At 67.6% G+C, this 20,730-nt stretch carries 18 protein-coding genes; 14 read left to right on the top strand and 4 right to left on the bottom strand.

The window, feature by feature from the left end; all coding sequences use genetic code 11:
* Positions 1–2: 2 nt before the first annotated feature.
* The 11 genes from H3H37_RS17240 to H3H37_RS17190 all read left to right on the top strand — a co-directional run bounded on the left by H3H37_RS17240 (position 3) and on the right by H3H37_RS17190 (position 10,983).
* A complete protein-coding gene (locus H3H37_RS17240; RefSeq protein ID WP_182164719.1) occupies positions 3–1,487 on the top strand; it encodes a hybrid sensor histidine kinase/response regulator in 1,485 nt (494 codons plus the stop codon).
* Entirely contained in the window at positions 1,477–2,118 is a 642-nt protein-coding gene (locus tag H3H37_RS17235; RefSeq protein ID WP_182164717.1) for a response regulator transcription factor, read from the top strand. Before H3H37_RS17240 ends, H3H37_RS17235 begins: the two co-directional genes overlap by 11 nt.
* 198 nt (positions 2,119–2,316) lie before the next feature.
* Positions 2,317–3,144, top strand: coding sequence for a fumarate/nitrate reduction transcriptional regulator Fnr (gene fnr, locus H3H37_RS17230; protein ID WP_182164715.1), 828 nt, complete (start codon positions 2,317–2,319; stop codon positions 3,142–3,144).
* Between the two features lie 155 nt (positions 3,145–3,299).
* A complete protein-coding gene (locus tag H3H37_RS17225) occupies positions 3,300–3,749 on the top strand; it encodes an Hsp20/alpha crystallin family protein (protein ID WP_182164713.1) in 450 nt (149 codons plus the stop codon).
* Between the two features lie 143 nt (positions 3,750–3,892).
* Positions 3,893–4,330 carry a universal stress protein gene (locus tag H3H37_RS17220; RefSeq protein ID WP_182164711.1) on the top strand — a complete coding sequence of 146 codons (438 nt, stop codon included), beginning with the start codon at positions 3,893–3,895 and terminating at the stop codon, positions 4,328–4,330.
* A gap of 34 nt (positions 4,331–4,364) precedes the next feature.
* Positions 4,365–5,348, top strand: a complete 984-nt coding sequence (locus H3H37_RS17215; RefSeq protein ID WP_182164829.1) for a zinc-dependent alcohol dehydrogenase family protein — start codon at positions 4,365–4,367, stop codon at positions 5,346–5,348.
* The gene (locus H3H37_RS17210; protein ID WP_182164709.1) at positions 5,345–5,947 is read left to right on the top strand and encodes a hypothetical protein; all 603 of its coding nucleotides are present in this window, start codon (positions 5,345–5,347) and stop codon (positions 5,945–5,947) included. The genes H3H37_RS17215 and H3H37_RS17210 overlap by 4 nt, the downstream gene beginning before the upstream one ends.
* Positions 5,944–7,644: an efflux transporter outer membrane subunit gene (locus H3H37_RS17205; RefSeq protein ID WP_182164707.1), complete on the top strand. Its 1,701-nt coding sequence runs from the start codon at positions 5,944–5,946 to the stop codon at positions 7,642–7,644. The genes H3H37_RS17210 and H3H37_RS17205 overlap by 4 nt, the downstream gene beginning before the upstream one ends.
* Positions 7,641–9,023, top strand: coding sequence for an efflux RND transporter periplasmic adaptor subunit (locus H3H37_RS17200; RefSeq protein WP_182164706.1), 1,383 nt, complete (start codon positions 7,641–7,643; stop codon positions 9,021–9,023). Before H3H37_RS17205 ends, H3H37_RS17200 begins: the two co-directional genes overlap by 4 nt.
* Positions 9,020–9,775: an ABC transporter ATP-binding protein gene (locus tag H3H37_RS17195; protein ID WP_182164704.1), complete on the top strand. Its 756-nt coding sequence runs from the start codon at positions 9,020–9,022 to the stop codon at positions 9,773–9,775. The genes H3H37_RS17200 and H3H37_RS17195 overlap by 4 nt, the downstream gene beginning before the upstream one ends.
* Positions 9,775–10,983 (top strand): ABC transporter permease, encoded by a 1,209-nt coding sequence (locus H3H37_RS17190; protein ID WP_182164702.1) that lies wholly within the window; start codon positions 9,775–9,777, stop codon positions 10,981–10,983. Before H3H37_RS17195 ends, H3H37_RS17190 begins: the two co-directional genes overlap by 1 nt.
* 24 nt (positions 10,984–11,007) lie before the next feature.
* Here H3H37_RS17190 and H3H37_RS17185 read toward each other — a convergent pair whose 3' ends face one another.
* Positions 11,008–12,249 (bottom strand): MgtC/SapB family protein, encoded by a 1,242-nt coding sequence (locus H3H37_RS17185; RefSeq protein WP_182164700.1) that lies wholly within the window; start codon positions 12,247–12,249, stop codon positions 11,008–11,010.
* Positions 12,250–12,514: 265 nt separating this feature from the next.
* On the opposite strand from H3H37_RS17185, the gene H3H37_RS17180 reads away from it, so the two are divergent.
* Genes H3H37_RS17180 through H3H37_RS17170 form a run of 3 tightly spaced genes read left to right on the top strand, consistent with a single transcriptional unit; the run spans position 12,515 to position 16,277 of the window.
* Positions 12,515–13,876: an MBL fold metallo-hydrolase RNA specificity domain-containing protein gene (locus H3H37_RS17180; RefSeq protein ID WP_182164698.1), complete on the top strand. Its 1,362-nt coding sequence runs from the start codon at positions 12,515–12,517 to the stop codon at positions 13,874–13,876.
* A complete protein-coding gene (locus H3H37_RS17175) occupies positions 13,873–15,384 on the top strand; it encodes a thymidine phosphorylase family protein (RefSeq protein WP_182164696.1) in 1,512 nt (503 codons plus the stop codon). The genes H3H37_RS17180 and H3H37_RS17175 overlap by 4 nt, the downstream gene beginning before the upstream one ends.
* Positions 15,381–16,277 carry a ribose-phosphate diphosphokinase gene (locus tag H3H37_RS17170; protein ID WP_182164694.1) on the top strand — a complete coding sequence of 299 codons (897 nt, stop codon included), beginning with the start codon at positions 15,381–15,383 and terminating at the stop codon, positions 16,275–16,277. Before H3H37_RS17175 ends, H3H37_RS17170 begins: the two co-directional genes overlap by 4 nt.
* 85 nt (positions 16,278–16,362) lie before the next feature.
* Here the strand turns inward: H3H37_RS17170 and H3H37_RS17165 are convergent, their stop codons facing one another.
* From H3H37_RS17165 to mgtA, 3 genes are all read right to left on the bottom strand, one after another.
* Entirely contained in the window at positions 16,363–17,202 is an 840-nt protein-coding gene (locus tag H3H37_RS17165; RefSeq protein ID WP_182164692.1) for a universal stress protein, read from the bottom strand.
* Positions 17,203–17,241: 39 nt separating this feature from the next.
* Complete coding sequence (locus H3H37_RS17160) at positions 17,242–17,760, bottom strand: hypothetical protein (RefSeq protein ID WP_182164690.1); 519 nt, start codon at positions 17,758–17,760, stop codon at positions 17,242–17,244.
* Between the two features lie 129 nt (positions 17,761–17,889).
* The gene (mgtA, locus tag H3H37_RS17155) at positions 17,890–20,493 is read right to left on the bottom strand and encodes a magnesium-translocating P-type ATPase (protein ID WP_182164827.1); all 2,604 of its coding nucleotides are present in this window, start codon (positions 20,491–20,493) and stop codon (positions 17,890–17,892) included.
* Positions 20,494–20,730: the final 237 nt, after the last annotated feature.

Here is a 20,730-nt window from a genome sequence, read left to right as displayed (position 1 = left end):
CCATGAACAAACCACGGGTTAAGGTGCTGATCGTCGAGGATGACGTGGTCGACCGCATGGCGTGCCGGCGCGCGTTCGCGGCCGACCCCGACAGCAATTTCGAGCTGATCGAGGCCGACAGCGGCCAGCAGGGCTTGCTGCAGGCGCGCGGCGCCGCGCCCGATTGCATCCTGCTCGATTACCACTTGCCGGACGTGACGGGCCTCGAATTCCTGGCCCGCCTCAGCGTGGACGGCGGCGGCGCCGCCATCCCCGTCATGATGCTGACCGGCGCCGACAGCGCCACCGTGGCGGCCGAAGCTATGCGCCGCGGTGCGCGCGATTACCTGGTCAAGGATGTGGACGGGCGCTACCTGGACATGCTGCCCACGGCCATCCACCGCATGCTGCGCGAGCAGCGCCTGCTGGTCGACAAGCGCCAGGTGGAGGCCAAGTTCCGCACCCTGGTCGAGCAGATCCAGGCCATCACCTACATCGCGGCGCTGGACGCGCCGCAGACGCTGCTCTACATCAGTCCCCAGATCCAGATGCTGGGCTACACGGCGGCCGAGTGGCTGTCTGATCCCAAGCTGCACGCGTCGCGCATGCATCCTGCCGAGCGCGGCTGGGTGCAGGCGGCCATCGAGGAGAGCCGCATGGCCGGCGCCGCCATGCGGCTCGAATACCGGCTAATGGCACGCAACGGCGACGAATTGTGGTTCCGCGACCAGGCCGAGGTGGTGCGCGACGAAGCCGGCGAACCGCTGTTCATGCAGGGCATCCTGGTCGACATCACGCAGAACAAGCTGGCCGAGCAGGCGCTGCAGCAGTCGCAGGATGAGCTGCGGCGGCTGGCGGCGCACCAGGAAAACATCAAGGAGCACGAGCGCAAGCGCATCGCCCAGGAAATCCACGACGAGCTGGGTGGCCTGCTGACCGGCATCAAGGCCTATATCTCGGTTGCGATGGAACGGGCGGCGGCGGCCGGCAGCCCGGCCGAACCGCTGCTGGCCGACGCCTCGGCGCTGGCCCAGGACGCGATCCAGACCGTGCGCCGCGTGATCACGGACTTGCGCCCCAGCGTGCTTGACCAGCTGGGCGTGTGGGCCGCGCTCGAATGGTACGCGGGCCAGATCGAGCAACGCTCGGGCCTGCACTGCATCAGCCATGTGACGCCGGCCGCCGCCGCGCTGGAACTGGGGCCTGAGCGCAGCACCATGCTGTTCCGCATCGTGCAGGAAGCGCTGACCAACGTGGTGCGCCACGCCGAAGCGAGCACGGTGCAACTGGACGTCGACTTGCGCGATAATATCCTCCAGCTCAGCATTATCGACGACGGCAAGGGTATCGACACCGAGCGCCTGCTGAACCGCGAGTCCTGGGGCATCCTGGGCATGCATGAGCGTAGCCGGCATTTCGCCGGCGAGTTGAAAATTACCGGCACGCCGGGGCAGGGCACGAGCCTGCTGCTGCGCCTGCCGTTGGAGAGTGGCAATAATGAGCAGTAAGCAAATCCGGGTGTTGCTGGTGGACGATCACGCGATCGCCCGCAACGGCGTGCGCCTGATGCTGGGCACGGCCGACGACATCGTCGTAACGGGTGAGGCCGGCAACGCGCAGGAAGCCTTGCAATTAGTGCAACAGCAGGAATTCGACGTGGCCTTGTGCGACATCACCATGCCCGGCAAGAACGGGCTGGACTTGCTCAAGCAGTTGCGCGCCGACCGGCCGCGCCTCGCCGTGCTGATGCTGAGCACGTATTCGGAGGAGATCTACGCCGTGCGCGCGCTGAAACTTGGCGCCTCCGGCTATCTGACCAAGGACGCACCGACGACGGTGCTGGTGACAGCCGTGCGCAAGGCGGCCGCCGGCGGCAAGCACGTGAGTCCGGCGTTGCTGGAAAAGCTGGCCACGCTGATTGGCGGCGGGGGTGGCATGGCCAACCACGAATCGCTGTCGAACCGCGAACTGGAAGTGTTCAAGCTGATCGCGGCCGGCGAATCGCTGGTGCGCATCGGCGAAATGCTGCACCTGAGCCCCAACACGGTGACCACCTACCGCACCCGCATCCTCGACAAGATGGGCTGCACCAGCAACGCCGAGCTGACCCGCTACGCGCTCGAAAACGGCATTATCTGACGCGGTGCATCAAACCCCGGGCCGCTGGCGGCCCGGTGTCACGGATCCCCTACACGATTTCATCCGCAAATCCCCTACACGACACGGTGGCCTTGCCCGATAACGGAAAATGCCCCTGTCGGTGATACTTGTCGTATGAATAAATCACGACCCGTCCAGAGCCCAAGGACGGGCGACATACGAACAGGGAGCTTAGCCATGACATCCACCATCTTCTCGATCGCCCCTTCGAGCGCGCAAACGGCCCCGAGCCAGAACAAGTGCGCCGTCTGCAGTTTCAAGAAGCTGTGCCTGCCCGTGGGCCTGGATGACAACGCCGTTTCGCGCCTGGACAAGATCATCGGCCGCCGCCGCCGCATCGCGCGCGACGAGCACCTGTACCGCATGGACCAGCCGTTCAACAGCCTGTACGCGGTGCGCTTCGGCCACTTCAAGACGGCCCAGGTCAACCTGCGCGGCGAGCAGCAGATCACCGGCTTCCAGATGGCCGGCGACCTGCTGGGCATGGACGCCATCGGCGCCGGCCGCCACGCTTGCAGCGCCGTGGCGCTGGAGGACGCGGAAGTGTGCGAAATCCCGTTCGCCCGCCTGCAGGAACTGTTTGGCGAGATGCCGCAGCTGCTGCAGCACTTCCACCGCATCATGAGCCAGGAGATCACGCGCGAGCAGAACGTGATGCTGCTGCTGGGGAATATGCGCGCCGAACAGCGTTTCGCCGTGTTCCTGCTCAATTTGTCGGCACGCTACCAGGCGCGCGGCTATTCCCCGTCCAGCTTCCAGCTGCGCATGTCGCGCGAGGATATGGGCGACTACCTGAGCCTGACGATCGAGAGCGTGAGCCGGCTGCTGTCGCGCTTCCGCAAGCAGGGCTGGATCAACATCGACAACCGCGACCTGACCATCCTCGACCGCGCCGCGCTGGAAGCGCTGTCCACGGGCGCGGCGCTGGAAGTGGCCGAGCAAAAAGCGGCCCGCGCCGAGCAAGCGCTGCGCGGCAAGGCCCGCATGACCCTGTGCGCCGCCTGACAGGGGCCGGTGTTATCGTATTGTTTAAGTTCTTGATGTCGATCACAAGCCCCGGCTGACACGGCCAGCAGGCCCAATTACAGTGGGGTGACAGGGACGCGGTTGCCGGCGCGTCCCGGCATTTCGAACCGGCATACATTGCATGGGAGTTGAAAATGGCTAATCAACTGCGACACTTCGACCCGTTCGGCGACCTGGCCCGCATGGAACCGCTGCGCAGTGTGGAAGACTTCTTCCGCGACTTCGGTTTCAAGCACGCGATGCGCGACCTGCAGAAGGAAGCGCTGATCAAGCTCGACGTGACCGAGACGGACCAGGCTTACAACGTCAAGGCGGAAATGCCGGGCATGAAGAAGGAAGACATCAAGGTCGATGTCGATGGCAACCGCGTGTCGATCTCGGCTGAAACCAAGCGCGAAACCGAGGAGAAGAAAGGCGAAACCGTGGTGCGCAGCGAGCGCTACTATGGCCAGCAATACCGCAGCTTCTCGCTCGAACATGACATCGACGACAGCAAGGTGGAAGCCAAATACCTGGACGGCGTGCTGGAACTGACGCTGCCCAAGCGCGCCAACGGCAGCGCCAAGAAGATCGTCGTGAACTGACATCATTGCCGGGACCGCCTCCTGTCAGCAGCGCGCCACGCGCGTCGCCGGGGTAGGGCGGCCCGGCTCTCACCGAGTTGTGCATGCGGCGCCGTGACTGGCGCTACCGAAGATACCGAAGTTACCCTAACCGAGACTACATCATGTTCAAGCACATCCTGTTACCCACCGACGGTTCCTCCATCGCCTCCGCCATGATCAAGAAGACGCTGGCATTCGCCAAGGAGACGGGCGCCAAGGTCACCGGCATCCACGTCATGGCCGATTACCAGATCTTCACCTACCAGCCCGAAATGCTGGCCGACACCCGCGAGCAATATGCACGCGACAGTGCGGCCCATGCGCGCGTGTTCCTGGCCGAGATCGAGAACGCCGCCAAGGAGCTGGGCGTGCCCTGCGAGACCAAACTGGTCACGGATGAACAGCCTTATGAAGCGATCTGCAAGGCGGCCACGGACAACGGCTGCGACGTGATCTGCATGTCGTCGCACGGCCGGCGCGGCGTGAAGGGACTGCTGCTGGGCAGCGAAACCCAAAAAGTGCTCACTCACGCGACGGTGCCGGTACTTGTCTTCCGTTGATGTCATGAACGGGCTGGGGACAGCGCCGGCGACCATGCTGGCCATGCTGCTGGACCAGCCCGGCGCGCCGCTGCGGGCGGCTGAGGTGCCCATCCCCCAGCCCGGCCCGTGGCAAGTTTTGCTGCGGGTCAGCGCGTGCGGCGTGTGCCGCACCGACCTGCATATCCTCGATGGTGAACTGCCTCCCCATCGCCATCCCCTGATCCCTGGCCATGAAGTGGTGGGCCGCGTCGTCGCCTGCGGCGCCGGGGTGCAGGGCTACGCGCCCGATGAACGGGTCGGCGTGGCCTGGCTGGGTGCCAGTTGCGGCAGTTGCCCGTACTGCGCGCGCCACACGGAGAACCTGTGCGGCGAAGCCCGCTTCACCGGATACGACCTCGATGGCGGCTACGCCCAGTACATGGTGGCCGACGCCCGCTACATCTTCCGCCTGCCCAGCCGCTACGACGACGTGGCAGTGGCCCCGCTGCTGTGCGCGGGCCTGATCGGCTACCGGGCCTACGCGCTGGCCGGCGATGCCCAGCGCATCGGCCTGTACGGCTTTGGCGCCGCGGCCCACCTGCTGGCGCAACTGGCCAGCCAGCAGGGCTGGGAAGTCTATGCCTTCACCCGGCCCGGCGATGAGCGCAGCCAGCGCTTCGCGCGCAGCCTGGGCGCCGTGTGGGCCGGTTCCTCGGACCAGCCGCCGCCGGTGGAACTGGACGCGGCGCTGCTGTTCGCGCCCGATGGCGCGCTGGTGCCGCTGGCGCTGCGCGCCGTGCGCCGGGGCGGCACCGTGGTCTGCGCCGGCATCCACATGAGCGACATCCCATCATTCCCCTACAGCCTGCTGTGGGGCGAGCGCACCATCCGTTCGGTGGCCAACCTGACCCGGGCCGACGGCGAACAATTCTTCGCACTGGCCCAGCAGTACCAACTGAACGCCAGTACCACCGTGTACCCCCTGCGCGACGCCAACGCGGCGCTGGCGGCCTTGCGCAGCGGCGCTTTCGACGGCGCGGCCGTCCTCGTGCCATGAACCCGCGCATACAGGAGCTGCTCGAACGCATCCGGCAGATCGAGGAGGAACTGGAGCTGGAGGTGCAGCGCCGCCGCCAGGAACTGCAGGCCGATTTCTCCAAGCGGCGCGTGATGTTCGCGCGCGAGGTGGTGGAGCAGCAGCGCCGCTTCAAGACCGGCTTGCTGACTTATGTGCTGCACGCCCAATGGCGTCATGTGCTGTCGGCCCCTTTTATCTACGCCGTGTTCGTGCCGCTGGCGTTGCTGGACTTGTTCGTCTCCCTGTACCAGCTGGTGTGCTTTCCCCTGTACCGCATTCCGCGAGTGCGGCGCAGCGACTACTTCGTGTATGACCGCTCGCACCTGGCGTACCTGAACGCGCTGGAACGCTTCAACTGCCGCTACTGCGCTTATGCCACCGGCCTGATAGGCTATTGCCGCGAAGTGATAGGGCGCACGGAAAAATACTGGTGCCCCATCAAGCATGCGCGCCGGGTGCTGCACGCGCACGAGTATTATCATGGTTTTGTCGACTTCGGCAATGCCGCCAGCTACCGGGCGGAGCTGGCCAAATTGCGGGCGGAACTGGAACGCCTGCAAGACGAGGAATCTTCATGACCAACACTGTTTCGAGCACGCGAGACGTAACGCTGGCGCCGCGGGCGGTGCTGGCGGCGGGCATCCTGTGCACCGGGGTGGCGCTGCTCACGCTGAGCGGCTGCACGGCCTTCAAGCAGGTGCCGCCGCCGCCCGCGCCGGCCCCCTTCGTGCCGCCCGCCGGCTGGTCCGGCGCGGCCGGCATGCCGGGCATGGCGGCTGCGTCGGATGCCACGACGGCCCGCGTCAAGCTGGTGGACTGGTGGCAGCACTTTCATGACCCCGTGCTGGACCGCCTGATCGGCCAGGCGCTCGACGCCAATACCTCCGTTGCGGTGGCGCGCGCCACGCTGCTGCAGGCGCGCGCCACGCGCGACACCGCGGCGGCCGGACTGGGCACCACGGTGTCGGTGTCGGCGTCGGCCCAGCGCAGCAAGACCGATGGCGCCAACGCCGCCAATAACTACGCAGCCGGCTTTGACGCCAGCTGGGAGCCGGATGTATTTGGCCGCAATGGCTACGCGCTCGCGGCCGGTGAGGCCACGGTACGGGCTAGCGAAGTGAGCCTGGCGGACGTGCGGGTGACGGTGGCGGCCGAAGTGGCGCGCAACTACATCGACCTGCGCGGCGCCCAGGCCCGGCTGGCGATCGCGCGCGACAACGTGGCCAGCCAGGAAGCGACCATGCAGATCACGGACTGGCGCGTGCAGGCTGGTTTGCTCACGTCGCTGGAGCAGCAGCAGGCGCTGTCGTCCACGGAACTGGCCAAGGCCCAGTTGCCGTTGATGGAAATCAGCGTGGCCCAGCTTACACATAGTTTGGCCGTACTGTGCGGCCAGGCGCCCGCCACGCTGGATGCCATACTGGCTGCGTCGGCCCCTATCCCGGAGGGCGAAGCCGATCTGGCACTGAGCCTGCCGGCCGACACCTTGCGCCAGCGGCCCGACGTGCGCGCCGCCGAATTCCAAGTGCGCGCCGCCATGGCTCGGGTGGGACAGGCCGACGCGGCCCGTTACCCTTCGTTCCGGCTGGAAGGCTCGATCGGCCTGCACGGCCTGGGCATAGGCGGCACCGGCTCGACCATCCTGCGCGCCTTGCTCGGAAGCGTGTCGGGCAACGCCTTCGATGGCGGCGCCAGCGTGGCCCAGCTCAAGTTGGAACAGGGCGCACTGGCCCAGAGCCACGCGGCCTACCGCGCCACCGTGCTGGCGGCCTTGCAGGATGTGGAAGACGCCTTGAGCGCGTTGGCCGGCGACCGGCGCAGGCTGGAGCACTTGCGCAGCGCGGCAAGCGCGGCCAACAACGCGGCGCTGCTGGCGCGCCAGCGCTACGCCAGCGGGCTGGTGGACTTCCAGACCGTGCTGGAAACGCAGCGCACACTGTATTCCGCGCAGGACAGCGTGGCGGCCACCAGCGTCAGCCTGAGCGACGACCTGGTACGCCTGTATAAGGCGCTTGGCGGCGGCTGGCAGCCGGATGGCGCGGTGGCGGGATCTGTGGTGCTTTTGGCTCCGGCAGCCCCGGTGGCCGCCTCAGCTTCTGTGGCACCCGTAGCCCCGGCAGCTCCCGCAGCTATGGTGGCACCTGCCACCTCCGCTGCCCCCGCCGCACCCGTAGGCCCCGCAATACTTGCGCCGTCCGCCACGCCCAAAGCTGGCGCGGCACGGCCCGGCGCCAACGCACCGGCATCCTCTCCCAACGGACAAAACGCATCATGAACCTCGCCGAAACCCCCTTGCGGTCCGCCGCTGGCACGGCCGATCCCGCCGCCGCGCCATCCCCCACCGATGCCGCCGCCGAACGCAGCGCTTCCGCCGCGCCCGCCGCGCCGGCCGTGGCCGACCCGTTCGGGGACGCGGAGGGCGGCAAGCGCTGGCGCCAGGTGCTGGTGTGGACCCTGGCCGGCCTGCTGCTGTTGGCCGCCTCCGGCGGCGTCTACACTTGGCGCAGCCACCGCGCCGCCGCCCAGACGGGTGCTTATGTGACCACACCCGTCAAGCGCGGCAACCTGGTGCTGAACGTGACGGCGAACGGCACGCTGCAGCCGACGCGCGCCGTTAATATCGGCAGCGAGCTGTCGGGCACCGTGTCGCGGGTGCTGGTCGATATCAACGATCAGGTGCGCAAGGGGCAAGTGCTGGTCGAACTGGACACGGCCAAGCTGAACGACCAGATCGTGCGGTCGCGCGCTGCGCTGGCGGCGGCTCGGGCCGCCGTGGCGGTGGCGCAGGCGACCCAGTCCGAGGCCAGGACGGCGCTGGCGCGGCTGGAGGAAGTGGCCCGCCTGTCGGACGGCAAAGTGCCGTCGCGCGCTGAAATGGACACGGGCCGCGCCACGCTGGCGCGCGCCGACGCCAATGTGCTCAACGCCAAGGCGGCCGTGGACAGCGCCCAGGCAGCCCTGTCGACCGACATGACCAACCTGGCGCGCGCTTCGATCCGGGCGCCCATCGATGGCGTGGTGCTGAGCCGCAGCGTCGATCCCGGCAACGCCGTGGCGGCGTCGCTGCAGGCCGTCACCTTGTTCCAGCTGGCCGAGGACTTGCATCACCTGCGGCTGCTGGTCAACGTCGACGAGGCCGACGTGGGCGCCGTGCGGCTGGGGCAGACGGCCATGTTCACCGTCAGCGCCTACGCCAACCGCCCGTACCCGGCCACCATCACGCGCGTGGCCTACGGCTCCACCATCACCGACAATGTGGTGACATATGTCGCCTACCTCGACGTCGACAACGCCGACCTCACGCTGCGCCCGGGCATGACTGCCACGGCCACCATCCGCGCGGCCCAGCGCGATCATGTGCTGCTGATCCCCAATAGCGCGTTGCGTTTCGCGCCGCGTGATGGGGGCAAGGCCGGCTCGGGCGGCATCGTGGCGTCGTTGATGCCGCGCCTGCCCGCGCGCGCACCGCGACAGGCCGGTGTGGCCAACGGCGGCGGCCAGACGCAGCGCCAGGTGTGGGTGCTGCGCGGCGACACGCCGCAGGCGATCACGGTGCAGCTGGGGATCAGCGATGGCCGCAACACGGAAGTGAGTGGCGACGCCATCCAGGAAGGCATGCAGGTCATCACCGACCAGCGCGCCGCAGCCCAATGAACGCGCCGCACGACATGGAGGGCGGGGGGGCGGAAGCGCCCCTGATCCGGCTGCGCGACGTGTGCAAGCGTTATGGCAGCGGCGCCACGGCATTGATGGCGCTCGACCACGTGAACCTCGACATCGCGCAAGGCGAATTCGTTGCCATCATGGGCCCCAGCGGCTCGGGCAAGTCCACCGCCATGAATATCCTGGGCGCGCTCGATACGCCCACCAGCGGCCACTATCTGTTCCGCGACGTCGACGTGGGCGCCACCACGCGCGACCAACGCGCGCGGCTGCGACGCAGCTCCCTCGGTTTCGTGTTTCAGGGGTTTAACCTGCTGGCCCGCACCTCGGCGCAGGAGAATGTCGAACTGCCGCTGCTGTACCGGGGCGAGAGCGCCAGCGTGCGCCATGCGCTGGCCGCGCGCGCATTGGCCGCCGTCGGCCTGGCCGGATGGGAGGACCATACGCCGGCCGAACTGTCGGGCGGCCAGCAGCAGCGGGTGGCCATCGCGCGCGCTATCGTCACCCAGCCGTCGTTGCTGCTCGCCGATGAGCCGACGGGTAACCTGGATAGCCAGCGCAGCCGCGAAATCATGGAATTGCTGGCGGCCTTGAACCGCGAGCAGGGCATCACCGTCGTCATGGTCACCCACGAGCCGGACATGGCGTTGTACGCGCACCGCATCGTGCGCTTCCGCGACGGCAAAATAGACAGCGACAGCGTGAACACCGAGCAGGTGGGCGTGGTGACGGAGGCTGGCTGATGCTGCTCAATACCGTACTGCTGGCGCTACGTTCGATTCGCCGGAACCTGCTGCGCTCCTTCCTCACCATGCTGGGCATCGTGATCGGCGTGGGCGCCGTGATCACCATGGTCACGCTGGGCAATGGCGCGACCCAGGCCGTGCATGACCAGATCGCCAGTTTGGGCAGCAACCTGCTGATGGTGCGGCCCGGCCAGCGCATGGGGCCCGGTGGCGGCGGGGCGGGTGCGCCCGCGTTCAAGGAGGCAGACGCGGAAGCCATCGCGGCCCAGATCGGCGGCATCCGCGCCGTGGCGGCCGAGTCGCGCAGCGGCCAGACCATCATCGCCAATGGCCGCAACTGGTCCAGCAGCGTGATCGGCGGCAGCGCCGACTGGCTGACGGCCGCCAACTGGACGCTGGCCGCCGGCCGGCCATTCGACGATGGCGAGCAGCGCGGCGGCGCCGCCGTGTGCGCGGTGGGCGCGACGGTGGCGCGCGAGCTGCTGGGCCAGCGCGATCCGTTGGGCGAACGGCTGCGCATCAAGCAGTTCTCGTGCGTGATCGTGGCCGTGCTGGCGTCCAAGGGCCAGGGCGCGATGGGCAACGACCAGGATGATCTGGTGCTGGTACCGCTGCACACCTTGCAGCGCCGCGTGACGGGCAACCAGCGCGTGGGCACGCTGTTGATCTCGATGGAGGAGGGCAGCGACAGCATGGCACTGCAGGCGCGCCTGAGCCAGTTGCTGCGCGAGCGGCGCAAACTGAGCGTGACGGAGGAGGATAACTTCAACATCCTCGACACGCGCCAACTGGCCGACACCATGTCCGGCGCCACGCGCGTGATGACGACGCTGCTGGGCGCGGTGGCGGCCGTGAGCCTGCTGGTGGGCGGCATCGGCATCATGAACATTATGCTGGTCAGCGTGACCGAGCGCACGCGCGAGATCGGCCTGCGGCTGGCCATCGGCGCGCTGGAGCGCGAAGTGCTGCTGCAATTCCTGATCGAGGCCATGGTGCTGGCTGCGCTGGGCGGTCTGACTGGCGTGGTGCTGGCGGCTGGCGCCACCGTGCTGGCGGCGCGGGCAATGCAACTACCTTACCTGTTCAACCCCGGCATCAATTTGCTGTCGTTCGTGTTTTCGGCCGGCATTGGCGTCGTGTTTGGCTACGTGCCGGCACGCCGTGCGGCCCGGCTCGACCCGATCGAGGCGCTGCGCCACGAGTAGCGGGCTGGCCGCTTTGGTTTGACCTCAGTACTGCGACAGCATGTAGGGCAGCCACATGGCCAGCAGCATCAGCAGCAGTCCTGGCGCCACCGCCACGAAGAAGCGCTTGCCGCCGCTGGCTGCCGCAATCAGCTTGCTCACGCTGTTGGCCGACACGGCCAGCAGGAAGGTCGGCACCAGTTGCGGCGCTTGCACGGTGCCGCTCGCGGCCAAGGACAGGATGGAACTGGCCGCCGCGTGCACGTCGGCCAGCGCGGCCAGCATGGCGCCCGCCTGGGCTGCCGTGGCGCCGAGATAGGCGTTGGCATATGAGACGATGCCGGTCGCGCCGCTCAGCAGCGCGGCGAAGATCAGCGCCTGGCGGATACTGAACGCGCGGCCGATGCGCTGGCCGCGCCGTGTGGCGCCATCGGACGCGCTGCGCAGGCGCCACGCTGAGATGAGCAGCGTGGCCAGCAGCGCGCTGCCCAGGCTGGGCGCCAGGTGGCCCACATGGTCGGGCGCGATGGTCAGCGTCACCACCAGCAGCAGGATGTAGGTGGCGACATTGGACAGCGTGGCCGCGCTGGCGGTCACGCCCAGCAGGGCCGGTTCGTGGCGGTAGCGCTGTCCCATGGTGGCGATGGTGGCCGTGCTGGAGACGAAGCCCGAGGCCAGCCCAGTGAGCGCCAGTCCCATGCGCGGACCGGCCATGCGCAGCGCGATGTGGGCCGCGCCCTGCATCGTCATGATGACCAGCACCAGCCCCCACATGCGGCGCGGATTGGCGCCCAGCAGCCAGGCGTTTTCCTTATCGGGCAGCAGTGGCCAGACGATGAGGGCGGCGCCGGCCAGGATCAGGGCGTCGCGCAGTTCGCCGCTCTTGAGCGTGACGCGCACGAAATGGTGCAGCGGCCCGCGCAGGTTGAGCAGCGAAGCGACGACGACGGCCGCGCCGGCCGAGATGGCGGGGTTGCCGATGGCGTTCACGCCAAGCAGGAAGGCCAGGAACAGCGCCAGCTCCGTGGTCACGCCGGGGTCGTCGGAGCGGTCCCGCCAGTGCGAGATCACGCTCAGGGCCAGCACCAGCAGTGCCGCCACCAGCACCATGCTGGCCGACAGGGTTTGCGCCAGCCCGCCCATGAACGACACCAGCGCGAAACTGCGCACGCCAACGAAGGCCCGGGTCGGCCCGCTGCCCTTGCTGCGCTCGCGCTCGACCCCGATCAGCAGCCCGCAGCCGAAGGCGACGCCGAGTCCGGTCAAGGTGGTGGCTTCAAAGATCATGGACGGATAATGCCTGCCATTGTTGGCTGTTGCAATGGAGTCGGCACACGGGAACCGGCGGATGGGCACGCTTGAACAGGCCGTCTGGCCGGCTGTCTGTTCCGGTGATATGGCGCCGGGGTGAAATAAGTTGTCTTTAGTTGCAGCTTGATTGAGAATTATCAACAACTTGATCCAGCGCAAGGTTTTGGCATCTAAATCCGCTCATATTGCTCTGCATGGCCGGCAGCGCCGGCCAACCTCAGCAACAAGAAAGAAGGCGAAGATGAAACTGACATTCCTCGGAGCGACCGGCACCGTGACCGGCTCCAAATACCTGCTGCAATCGGGTGCCAAGCGCATCCTGGTTGATTGCGGCCTGTTCCAGGGCTACAAGCAGCTGCGGCTGCGCAACTGGGAAGAATTCCCCGTGCCCCCGGACGAAATCGACGCCGTCGTCCTGACCCACGCCCACCTGGACCACAGCGGCTACCTGCCGCTGCTGGTCAAGAACGGCTTCCGCGGCAAGATCTACTGCAGCGAGGCCACCCGCGACCTGTGCAAGATCCTGCTGCCCGACAGCGGCCACCTGCTCGAAGAAGAAGCCATGCACGCCAACCGCCATGGCTACACCGGCCACGCGCCCGCGCTGCCCCTGTATTCCGAGGCCGACGCTGTGCGCGCGCTCGATTACTTCCACCCGGTGCCGTTCGACCAGTCTTTCGATGTGGTGCCGGGCCTGACCGCGCAACTGACCATGGCCGGCCACATCCTGGGCGCGGCCATCGTCACGGTCCGCTCGGCCAGCTGCCGCCTCACGTTCTCCGGCGACCTCGGACGCCAGCACGACCCCATCATGGTCGCCCCCCGCGTGATCGAGGAGACGGACTACCTGGTGCTGGAATCGACCTATGGCGACCGTATCCACGATCCCGCCGACCCGGCCATTCTGCTGGGCCAGACCATACGCGAAACGTCCAGCCGTGGCGGCGTGACCATCATCCCCTCGTTCGCCGTGGGCCGCGCGCAATCGCTGCTGTATGAGATTTACAAGCTGAAGCAGAAGGGCGAGATTCCGGACGTGCTGCCCGTGTACCTGAACAGCCCCATGGCCACCGATGCCACCGCGCTGTACATGCGCTACCGCCACCAGCACCGTCTTAACAAGCACGACACGGAAGCCATGTGCCACGCGGCCAAGATCGTCAACAGCGTGGAGGAATCGATCGCGCTGAACCAGTGCCAGGTGCCGATGGTGATCATCGCCGCCAGCGGCATGGCCACGGGCGGGCGCGTGCTGCACCACCTGAAGGCGTTCGCCGGCGACTCGCGCAACACCATCCTGTTTGCCGGCTTCCAGGCCGGCGGCACGCGCGGCGCAGCCATGCTGGAAGGGGTCCCGGCGATCAAGATCCACGGCGAGTATGTGCCGCTCAACGCCCAGGTGCGCCAGATCGACAACCTGTCGGCCCACGCGGACGGCAATGAGCTGATGGCGTGGCTGCGCCACTTCCGCAAGGCGCCCAAGCGCACCTTCATCACCCACGGCGAACCGCCGGCGGCCGACGCGCTGCGCCGCCGCATCAAGGAGGAGCTGCACTGGGATTGCCGGGTGCCCGAGTACCGCGACCAGGTGGACCTGTCATGAGCCGCGCCCACGAAGCATTGCAGTTGCACCGGCTCGGCATCGACACCTACCAGGAGCCGGTGGTCTACCTGCGCAGCGATTGCCCGATCTGCCGGTCGGAAGGGTTCGAGGCCCAATCGCGGCTGGAGGTGTGGCGCGGCGACCGCCACATCGTGGCCACGCTCAACGTGGTCCATGGGAACCTGATCCAGCGCTGCCAACTGGGCCTGTCCGAGGCTGCCTGGCGCGCGCTGGGCGGCGCCGATGGTGATCCGGTGCGCGTCAAGCATGCGCCGCCGCTGATGTCGTTCTCCGCCGTGCGGGCCAAGATCTACGGCCGCCCCATCGGCGCCGAGGCGGCCGCCAGCATCGTGCAGGACATCGTCGAGGGGCATTACTCCGACATCGAAATGGCAGCCCTGATCACGGCCTGCTCCGGCAACCGCATGGACGTGGCCGAGACCATCGCGCTGACCCGTTCCATGATCGGCGTCGGCCAGCGCCTGCACTGGGACAGCGAGATCGTGGTGGACAAGCATTGCGTCGGCGGCTTGCCCGGCAACCGTACGACGCTGATCGTCGTGCCCATCGTGGCCGCCTGCGGCCTGACCATTCCCAAGACCTCCTCGCGCGCCATCACCTCGCCGGCCGGCACGGCCGACACCATGGAAACGCTGGCGCCGGTGGGACTGGACCTGCCGAAGATGCGTTCGGTGGTGCAGAAAGAGGGCGGTTGCATCGCCTGGGGCGGGGCCGTCTCGCTCAGCCCCGCCGACGACTTGCTGATCCGCGTCGAACGCCCGCTGGGGCTCGATAGCGACGGCCTGCTGGTGGCCTCCGTGCTGTCGAAGAAGATCGCGGCCGGCTCCACCCACGTGGTGATCGACATTCCCGTGGGCCGCACGGCCAAGGTACGCTCGGCCGCCGCCGCCGAATCGCTGGCCAAGCGGCTGGTGGACGTGGGCCAGGCGCTGGGCATCGCCGTCAGCACGGTGCTGACGGACGGTTCGCAACCGGTTGGACGCGGCATCGGCCCGGCGCTGGAAGCGTGGGACGTGCTGGCCGTGCTGCGCAACGAGGCCGGCGCGCCGGACGACTTGCGCCAGCGCGCCTTGCTGCTGGCCTCGCGCCTGCTGGAACTGGGCGGCAAGGCGGCGCCGGGACAAGGCATGGCGCTGGCCGAGGCGACCCTGGCCAGCGGCGCGGCCTACAACAAGCTGCAAGCCATCTGCGCCGCCCAGGGCGGCATGCGCGAACCGCCGCGCGCGGCCCACACGCACGATCTGGTGGCGCTGCACCAGGGCCAGGTGGTGGCCATCGATAACCGCAGCCTGGCGCGGCTGGCCAAGCTGGCCGGCGCGCCGGTTGCGCCGGCGGCCGGGGTGATGATGCATGCGGCGCTGGGCAGCCGGGTGGCCGTCGGCCAGCCGCTGTTGACGCTGCACGCGGAGTCGCCCGGCGAGCTGGCCTACGCGCTGGCTTACGCGGAGTCGCAGGAAAGCCTGTTCACCATCGAGGAGGTGCAATGAAGCCGATGTTGTTGGCGTTGCCGGGCGCGCAGGCATTCGCGGCGCGGCTGGCGGCCTGCCTGCCTTACGAGACAGGGGAGCTGGAGATCCACCGTTTTCCCGATGGCGAATCGTGCCCCCGTTTCCCGCCCGCCGTGGCGGGCCGTGACGTGCTGCTGGTCGCGGCGCTGGACCGGCCGGACGACAAGTTCATGGCGCTCTACCTGGCCGCCGGGGTGGCGCGCGAACTGGGCGCGCGCAGCGTCGGCCTGGTGGCGCCTTATCTGCCATACATGCGGCAGGATGCCGTGTTCGCGCCGGGCCAGGGGGTGACGGCGCGCCACTTCGCGCGCCTGGTGTCGGGCTGCTGCGATTACATGGTGACCGTGGACCCGCACCTGCACCGCTTCCACAGCCTGGACCAGATCTACACTATCGCGACGGAAGTGGTGCCGGCCGCGCCGGCCATCGCGGCCTGGATCGCTGCCAACGTGGCGCAACCGGTGGTGGTGGGGCCGGACGAGGAGAGCGGCCAGTGGGTGGCGCAGGTGGCGGCGCTGGCCGGCTGTCCATCCACGGTGCTGAGCAAGGTGCGCAGCGGCGACAAGGCGGTGGAAGTGTCGGCGCCAGCGGCCCAGCTGCTGGCGGGCCGCACGCCGGTGCTGGTGGACGATATCGTGTCCACCGCGCGCACCATGATCGCGGCCAGCGGCCAGTTGCAGCGGGCCGGCGGCATGGCGCCCGTGTATGTGGGCGTGCACGCGCTGTTCGCGGACGACGCCTATGCCGCATTGCAGGCGGCGGGCCCGGGCCGTATCGTCACTTGCAACACGGTGGCCCACGCCAGCAACGCCATCGATGTGGCGCCTGGCCTGGCCGCCGCCGCCGCGCGATTGCTGGCGGCGCGCGGCTGACCATAGCACGTCGTACCCGCGAAGGCGGGTACCCATAGAGCGCTTGGGCAGCGTTATCGCTTGCGTGCTGCAGGGGGAATGGTTTTCAGTGCGCCATCAGCACCGGCAGCGTCATCTCGGCCAGGATGGTCTTGGTGACGCCGCCCAGCACCACTTCGCGCACGCGCGAGTGGCCATAGCCGCCCATCACCAGCAAGTCCACATCGATGTCGGCCGCCAGCGACAGCAGGGCGTTGCCGATATCGAGGTCGGTGGCCTGTTGCAGCACTTCGACCTTGATGCCGTGGCGGGCCAGGTACAGTGCCATGTCCGCGCCCGGCTGCGCGCCGTGGGTGTTGTACTCGGCGTAGGGATTGAACACGGCCAGCGTGACCTTGTTGGCCCGGCGCAGCAGCGGAATGGCGCAGGTGATGGCGCGCGTCGCTTCGGCGCTGCCGTCCCAGGCCAGCAGCACATGCTCGCCCAGTTTGTCGAACTTGCCCGCATACGGCACCACCAGCACCGGACGGGCGCTGTGCAGCATCACGTACTGGGGCAGGTCGCCGTTGATGTTGGGCGAGGGTTCGTCCGGGTCGGTCTGGCCCACGATCACCAGGTCGGCGTAGCGCGCCTGCAGCGTCAAGCCGCTCTCCGACTCGTCGTCGATGCGGCGGTGTTCGAACGACTTCACGCCGAGCCGCGTCACTTCTGCTTCGAAGTCGGCCAGCGCGGCGTCGGCGCGCTCGTTCAGGAAGCTAAGGTCGGCCGGCGCCACGGCCGCTTCAGGCGCCATCGACGCGCACTGGTAGATAAATTGCGACAGGCCCGTCATGGCCGCCCCCACCAGGTGGGCGTCATCGCGGTTGGCCAGTTGCGCGGCCAGCGCCACCCGGCCCGCCAGATGTTTGGATTTTTCGACGTGTACCAGGATCGTCTTGTACGACATGTGTTTCCCCTTGTGGTGATCGTTGTGCGGACGCGGCGCTTACTTGGCCGGCGGCGTCTGGTCCATGCGGTCCATCATCATCTGCATCATATTCTGCATCATGTCCATGCGCTGCTCCATGTCGCGTCCCGGACCCTGGCGCCCGCCCATCATGCCGGGACCGCCCTTGGGACCGTTGCGCGGGCCGCCCTGCGGACCGCCTTGGGGCCCACCCTGTGGTCCCCCTTGAGGCCCACAGCCTTGCGGACCGCCCTGGGGGCCACCCATCATGCCACCCATCATGCCGCAGCCGCCCATGTGGTTCATCATGGTCATGCTGTCCTGCATCAGCTTCATGTGCTCGTTCATCAGGGCGCGCCGTTGCTCCGGCGTGGCTTTCACCATCTTCTCGTGCATGTCGCGCATGGCCTTGATCTGGGCATCCACGTCGGGTGCGGGCTTGGCCGCCGGGGCCGCCGGGGCCGGTTTGGCGGGCGGCGCGGACGCGGGGGCGGCGGCACTGGCGCCGCCGGCCAGCATCAGGGACAGGGCGAGCGGAAGAACGTGAATTTTTTTCATGATGACTCCTGGTGGGTAAGCGTGCTGCCCGTTGGCGCACACGGCAATATTGATGGTAGTGATACGGCTCTAAAAAATGATTGATCCAAATCAAATTGCCAACAATTCAAACGCGACAGCGGCACCCAGCTAACGCATGCCGAAACGACGGCTGAGCCAGCTCTTGATGGCCTGGGTCAGCCCCAGGTAGCCGGTCAGGATCAGGGGCAGCAGCATCCAGTAGCGGCCCGGCATGGCCACGAAGCCCAGCGCCGGCCCCAGCGGCGAGGATGGCAGCCACAGGCCCAGCAGGCAGATGCCGGAGGTGGTCATCAGCAGCGGCAGGCTGGGGCGGCTTTGCACGAATGGAATGCGGGCCGTGCGCAGCACGTGCACCACCAGCGTTTGCGATAGCAGCGATTCCAGGAACCAGCCGGTCTGGAACAGGGCCGGGTTGCCGGCCGCGCCGCAGGCGAACCACAGCGCGGCGAAGGTGAGGTAGTCGAACAGCGAACTGAGCGGGCCGAGGCTGAGCATGGCGCGGCCGATGTTGGCGATGTCCCAGCGGCGCGGCCGCTTCAGGTATTCGGCGTCCACATGGTCGCTGGCCAGCGTCGTTTGCGACACGTCGTACAGCAGGTTGTTGAACAGGATCTGCACCGGCGCCATCGGCAGGAACGGCAGCAGCACGCTGGCGCCCAGCACGCTGAGCATGTTGCCGAAGTTGGAGCTGGCGCTCATGCGGATATATTTGCTGATGTTGCCGAACACCTTGCGGCCTTCCACCACGCCGTCCTTGAGCGCCAGCAGGTTCTTTTGCAGCAGGATGATGTCGGCCGACTCCTTGGCGATATCGACCGCGCTGTCGACGGAAATGCCGACGTCGGCCGTCTTCAGCGCCGCGCCGTCGTTGATGCCGTCGCCGAGGTAGCCGATCACATGGCCCTTCGCCTGGAGGGCGCGGATTACGCGTGCCTTCTGCTGCGGATTCAGCTTGACGAACAGCGACGCGTGCTCGGCCCGCGCGGCCAGCGCGGCATCGTCGAGCGCGTCGATGTCGGCGCCGCGCAGCACGTCCTGGACCGGCAGGCCCACGTGGCGGCAGACGTTGCGCGTCACCGCTTCGTTGTCGCCGGTGAGCACCTTGACGGCCACGCCGTAATGCTTGAGCGCGCGGATGGCGTCGGCCGCGCTGTCCTTGGGCGGGTCGAGGAAGGCGATGTAGCCGACCAGCGTCAGAGCGGCCTCGGCGCGGTTGTCGAAGGTGTGCTCGTCGGGCGCCAGTTCGCGGCAGGCCACGGCGATCACGCGGAAACCGTCCTCATTCAATTGCTGCACCACGCGGTCCAGCGTGGCGCCGTGATGTTCCTGTAGTGAGATCACCGCGCCCTGGCGCTCTGCCTGGGTGCACACGCTCATCACTTCCTCGACAGCACCTTTGCAGATCAGGACCCGGCTGCCGTCGGCGCGCTGCACGATGACAGACATGCGGCGCCGCTCGAAGTCGAAGGGCAGCTCGTCGACCTTGCGGAAGGCGGTGTCGGCTTGCAGGTGTTCATGCACGTCCACGTACTTGAGCACGGCCACGTCGAGCAGGTTTTTCAGGCCGGTCTGGTAGAAACTGTTGAGGTAGGCGTATTCGGTCACACGGGAAGAATCGACGCCGTCGATGTCGACGTGCTTTTCCAGGATCACGCGGTCCTGGGTCAGGGTGCCGGTTTTGTCGGTGCACAGCACATCCATCGCGCCCACGTTCTGGATCGCGTTCAGGCGCTTGACGATCACCTGTTTGTCCGACATGGCTAGCGCGCCCTTGGCCAGGTTGATGGTGACGATCATCGGCAGCATCTCCGGCGCGAGGCCCACGGCCACGGCCACCGCGAACAGCAGCGCCTGCAACCAGTCGCCCTTGCTGTAGCCGTTGATCAGGAACACCAGCGGCACCATCACCAGCATCACCCGTATCATCAGCCACACGAATTTGTTGACGCCCAGGTCGAAGCTGGTCAGTTCGCGGGCGCCGGCCAGCTCATCGGCGATCTGGCCAAAGCAGGTGCGCGCGCCGGTGGCCACCACCAGCGCCGTGGCGCTGCCGCTGAGCACATTGCAGCCCATAAAGGCGACGTTGGCCAATTCCAGCGGCGGCACGGTGGCCGGCACGGCCTGCGCCAGCTTTTCCACCGGCATGGATTCGCCCGTCAGTGCCGCCTGGCTCACGAACAGGTCGCGGCAGGCCAGGATGCGCACGTCGGCCGGCACGATGGCGCCCACCGACAATTGCACCACGTCGCCGGGGACGATCTGCTCCAGCGGCACATCGACGGCCTGGCTGGTGCCGCCTTCGCCACCGTTGTTCTTTTCGGGGCGCAAGACGCTGACGGTGGTGCGCACCATGGCGCGCAGCTTTTCCGCCGCCTGGTTGGAGCGGTGCTCCTGCACGAACGCCAGCAGCGACGATAGCACCACCATGACGGCGATCAGGCCACCACCCCAGGCTTCGCCGGTGGCGAAATTGATGGCCGCCAGGCCCAGCAGCAACAGCGAGAGCGGGCTGGCCAGCAGTTTCAAGAAGCGCACCACGATGCCGCGCCGCGTGGCGTGCGCCACCACGTTGGGGCCGTGTTGCAGCAAGCGCTCCTGGGCTTGCTGGGCCGTCAGGCCGCCGGGCTGGCTTTGCAGGCGGGCTAGCGCGGCGTCCGGGGTGTCGGCGGCGACGGCCAGCAGCACGGCGCTGGCGGCGGCGTCAGCGGCCATGGCGGCTTTGTGGGCGGGCGCCGGTGGAGGAGGCGCGGCGGCGGACACGGCAGGGGACGCGGCGATGGACACGGTGGCGGATTCTCCTTGGTGGCGATGGTGGCCGGGCCATGCGGGCACATGCCTGCACGATAACGCAGAATAACAATGTCAACGTGGAAGTTGTTTGATCTGTGTCAAATATAGCAAGCCCAAGCCATTGCTATTACTGCCGCGCCAAGACGGCGTGACAGCCGG

It is taken from the genome of Rugamonas brunnea, from assembly GCF_014042345.1.
GTDB classification, from domain to species: Bacteria; Pseudomonadota; Gammaproteobacteria; order Burkholderiales; family Burkholderiaceae_D; genus Rugamonas; species Rugamonas brunnea.
This window is presented reverse-complemented; position numbering and strand designations above follow the sequence as displayed.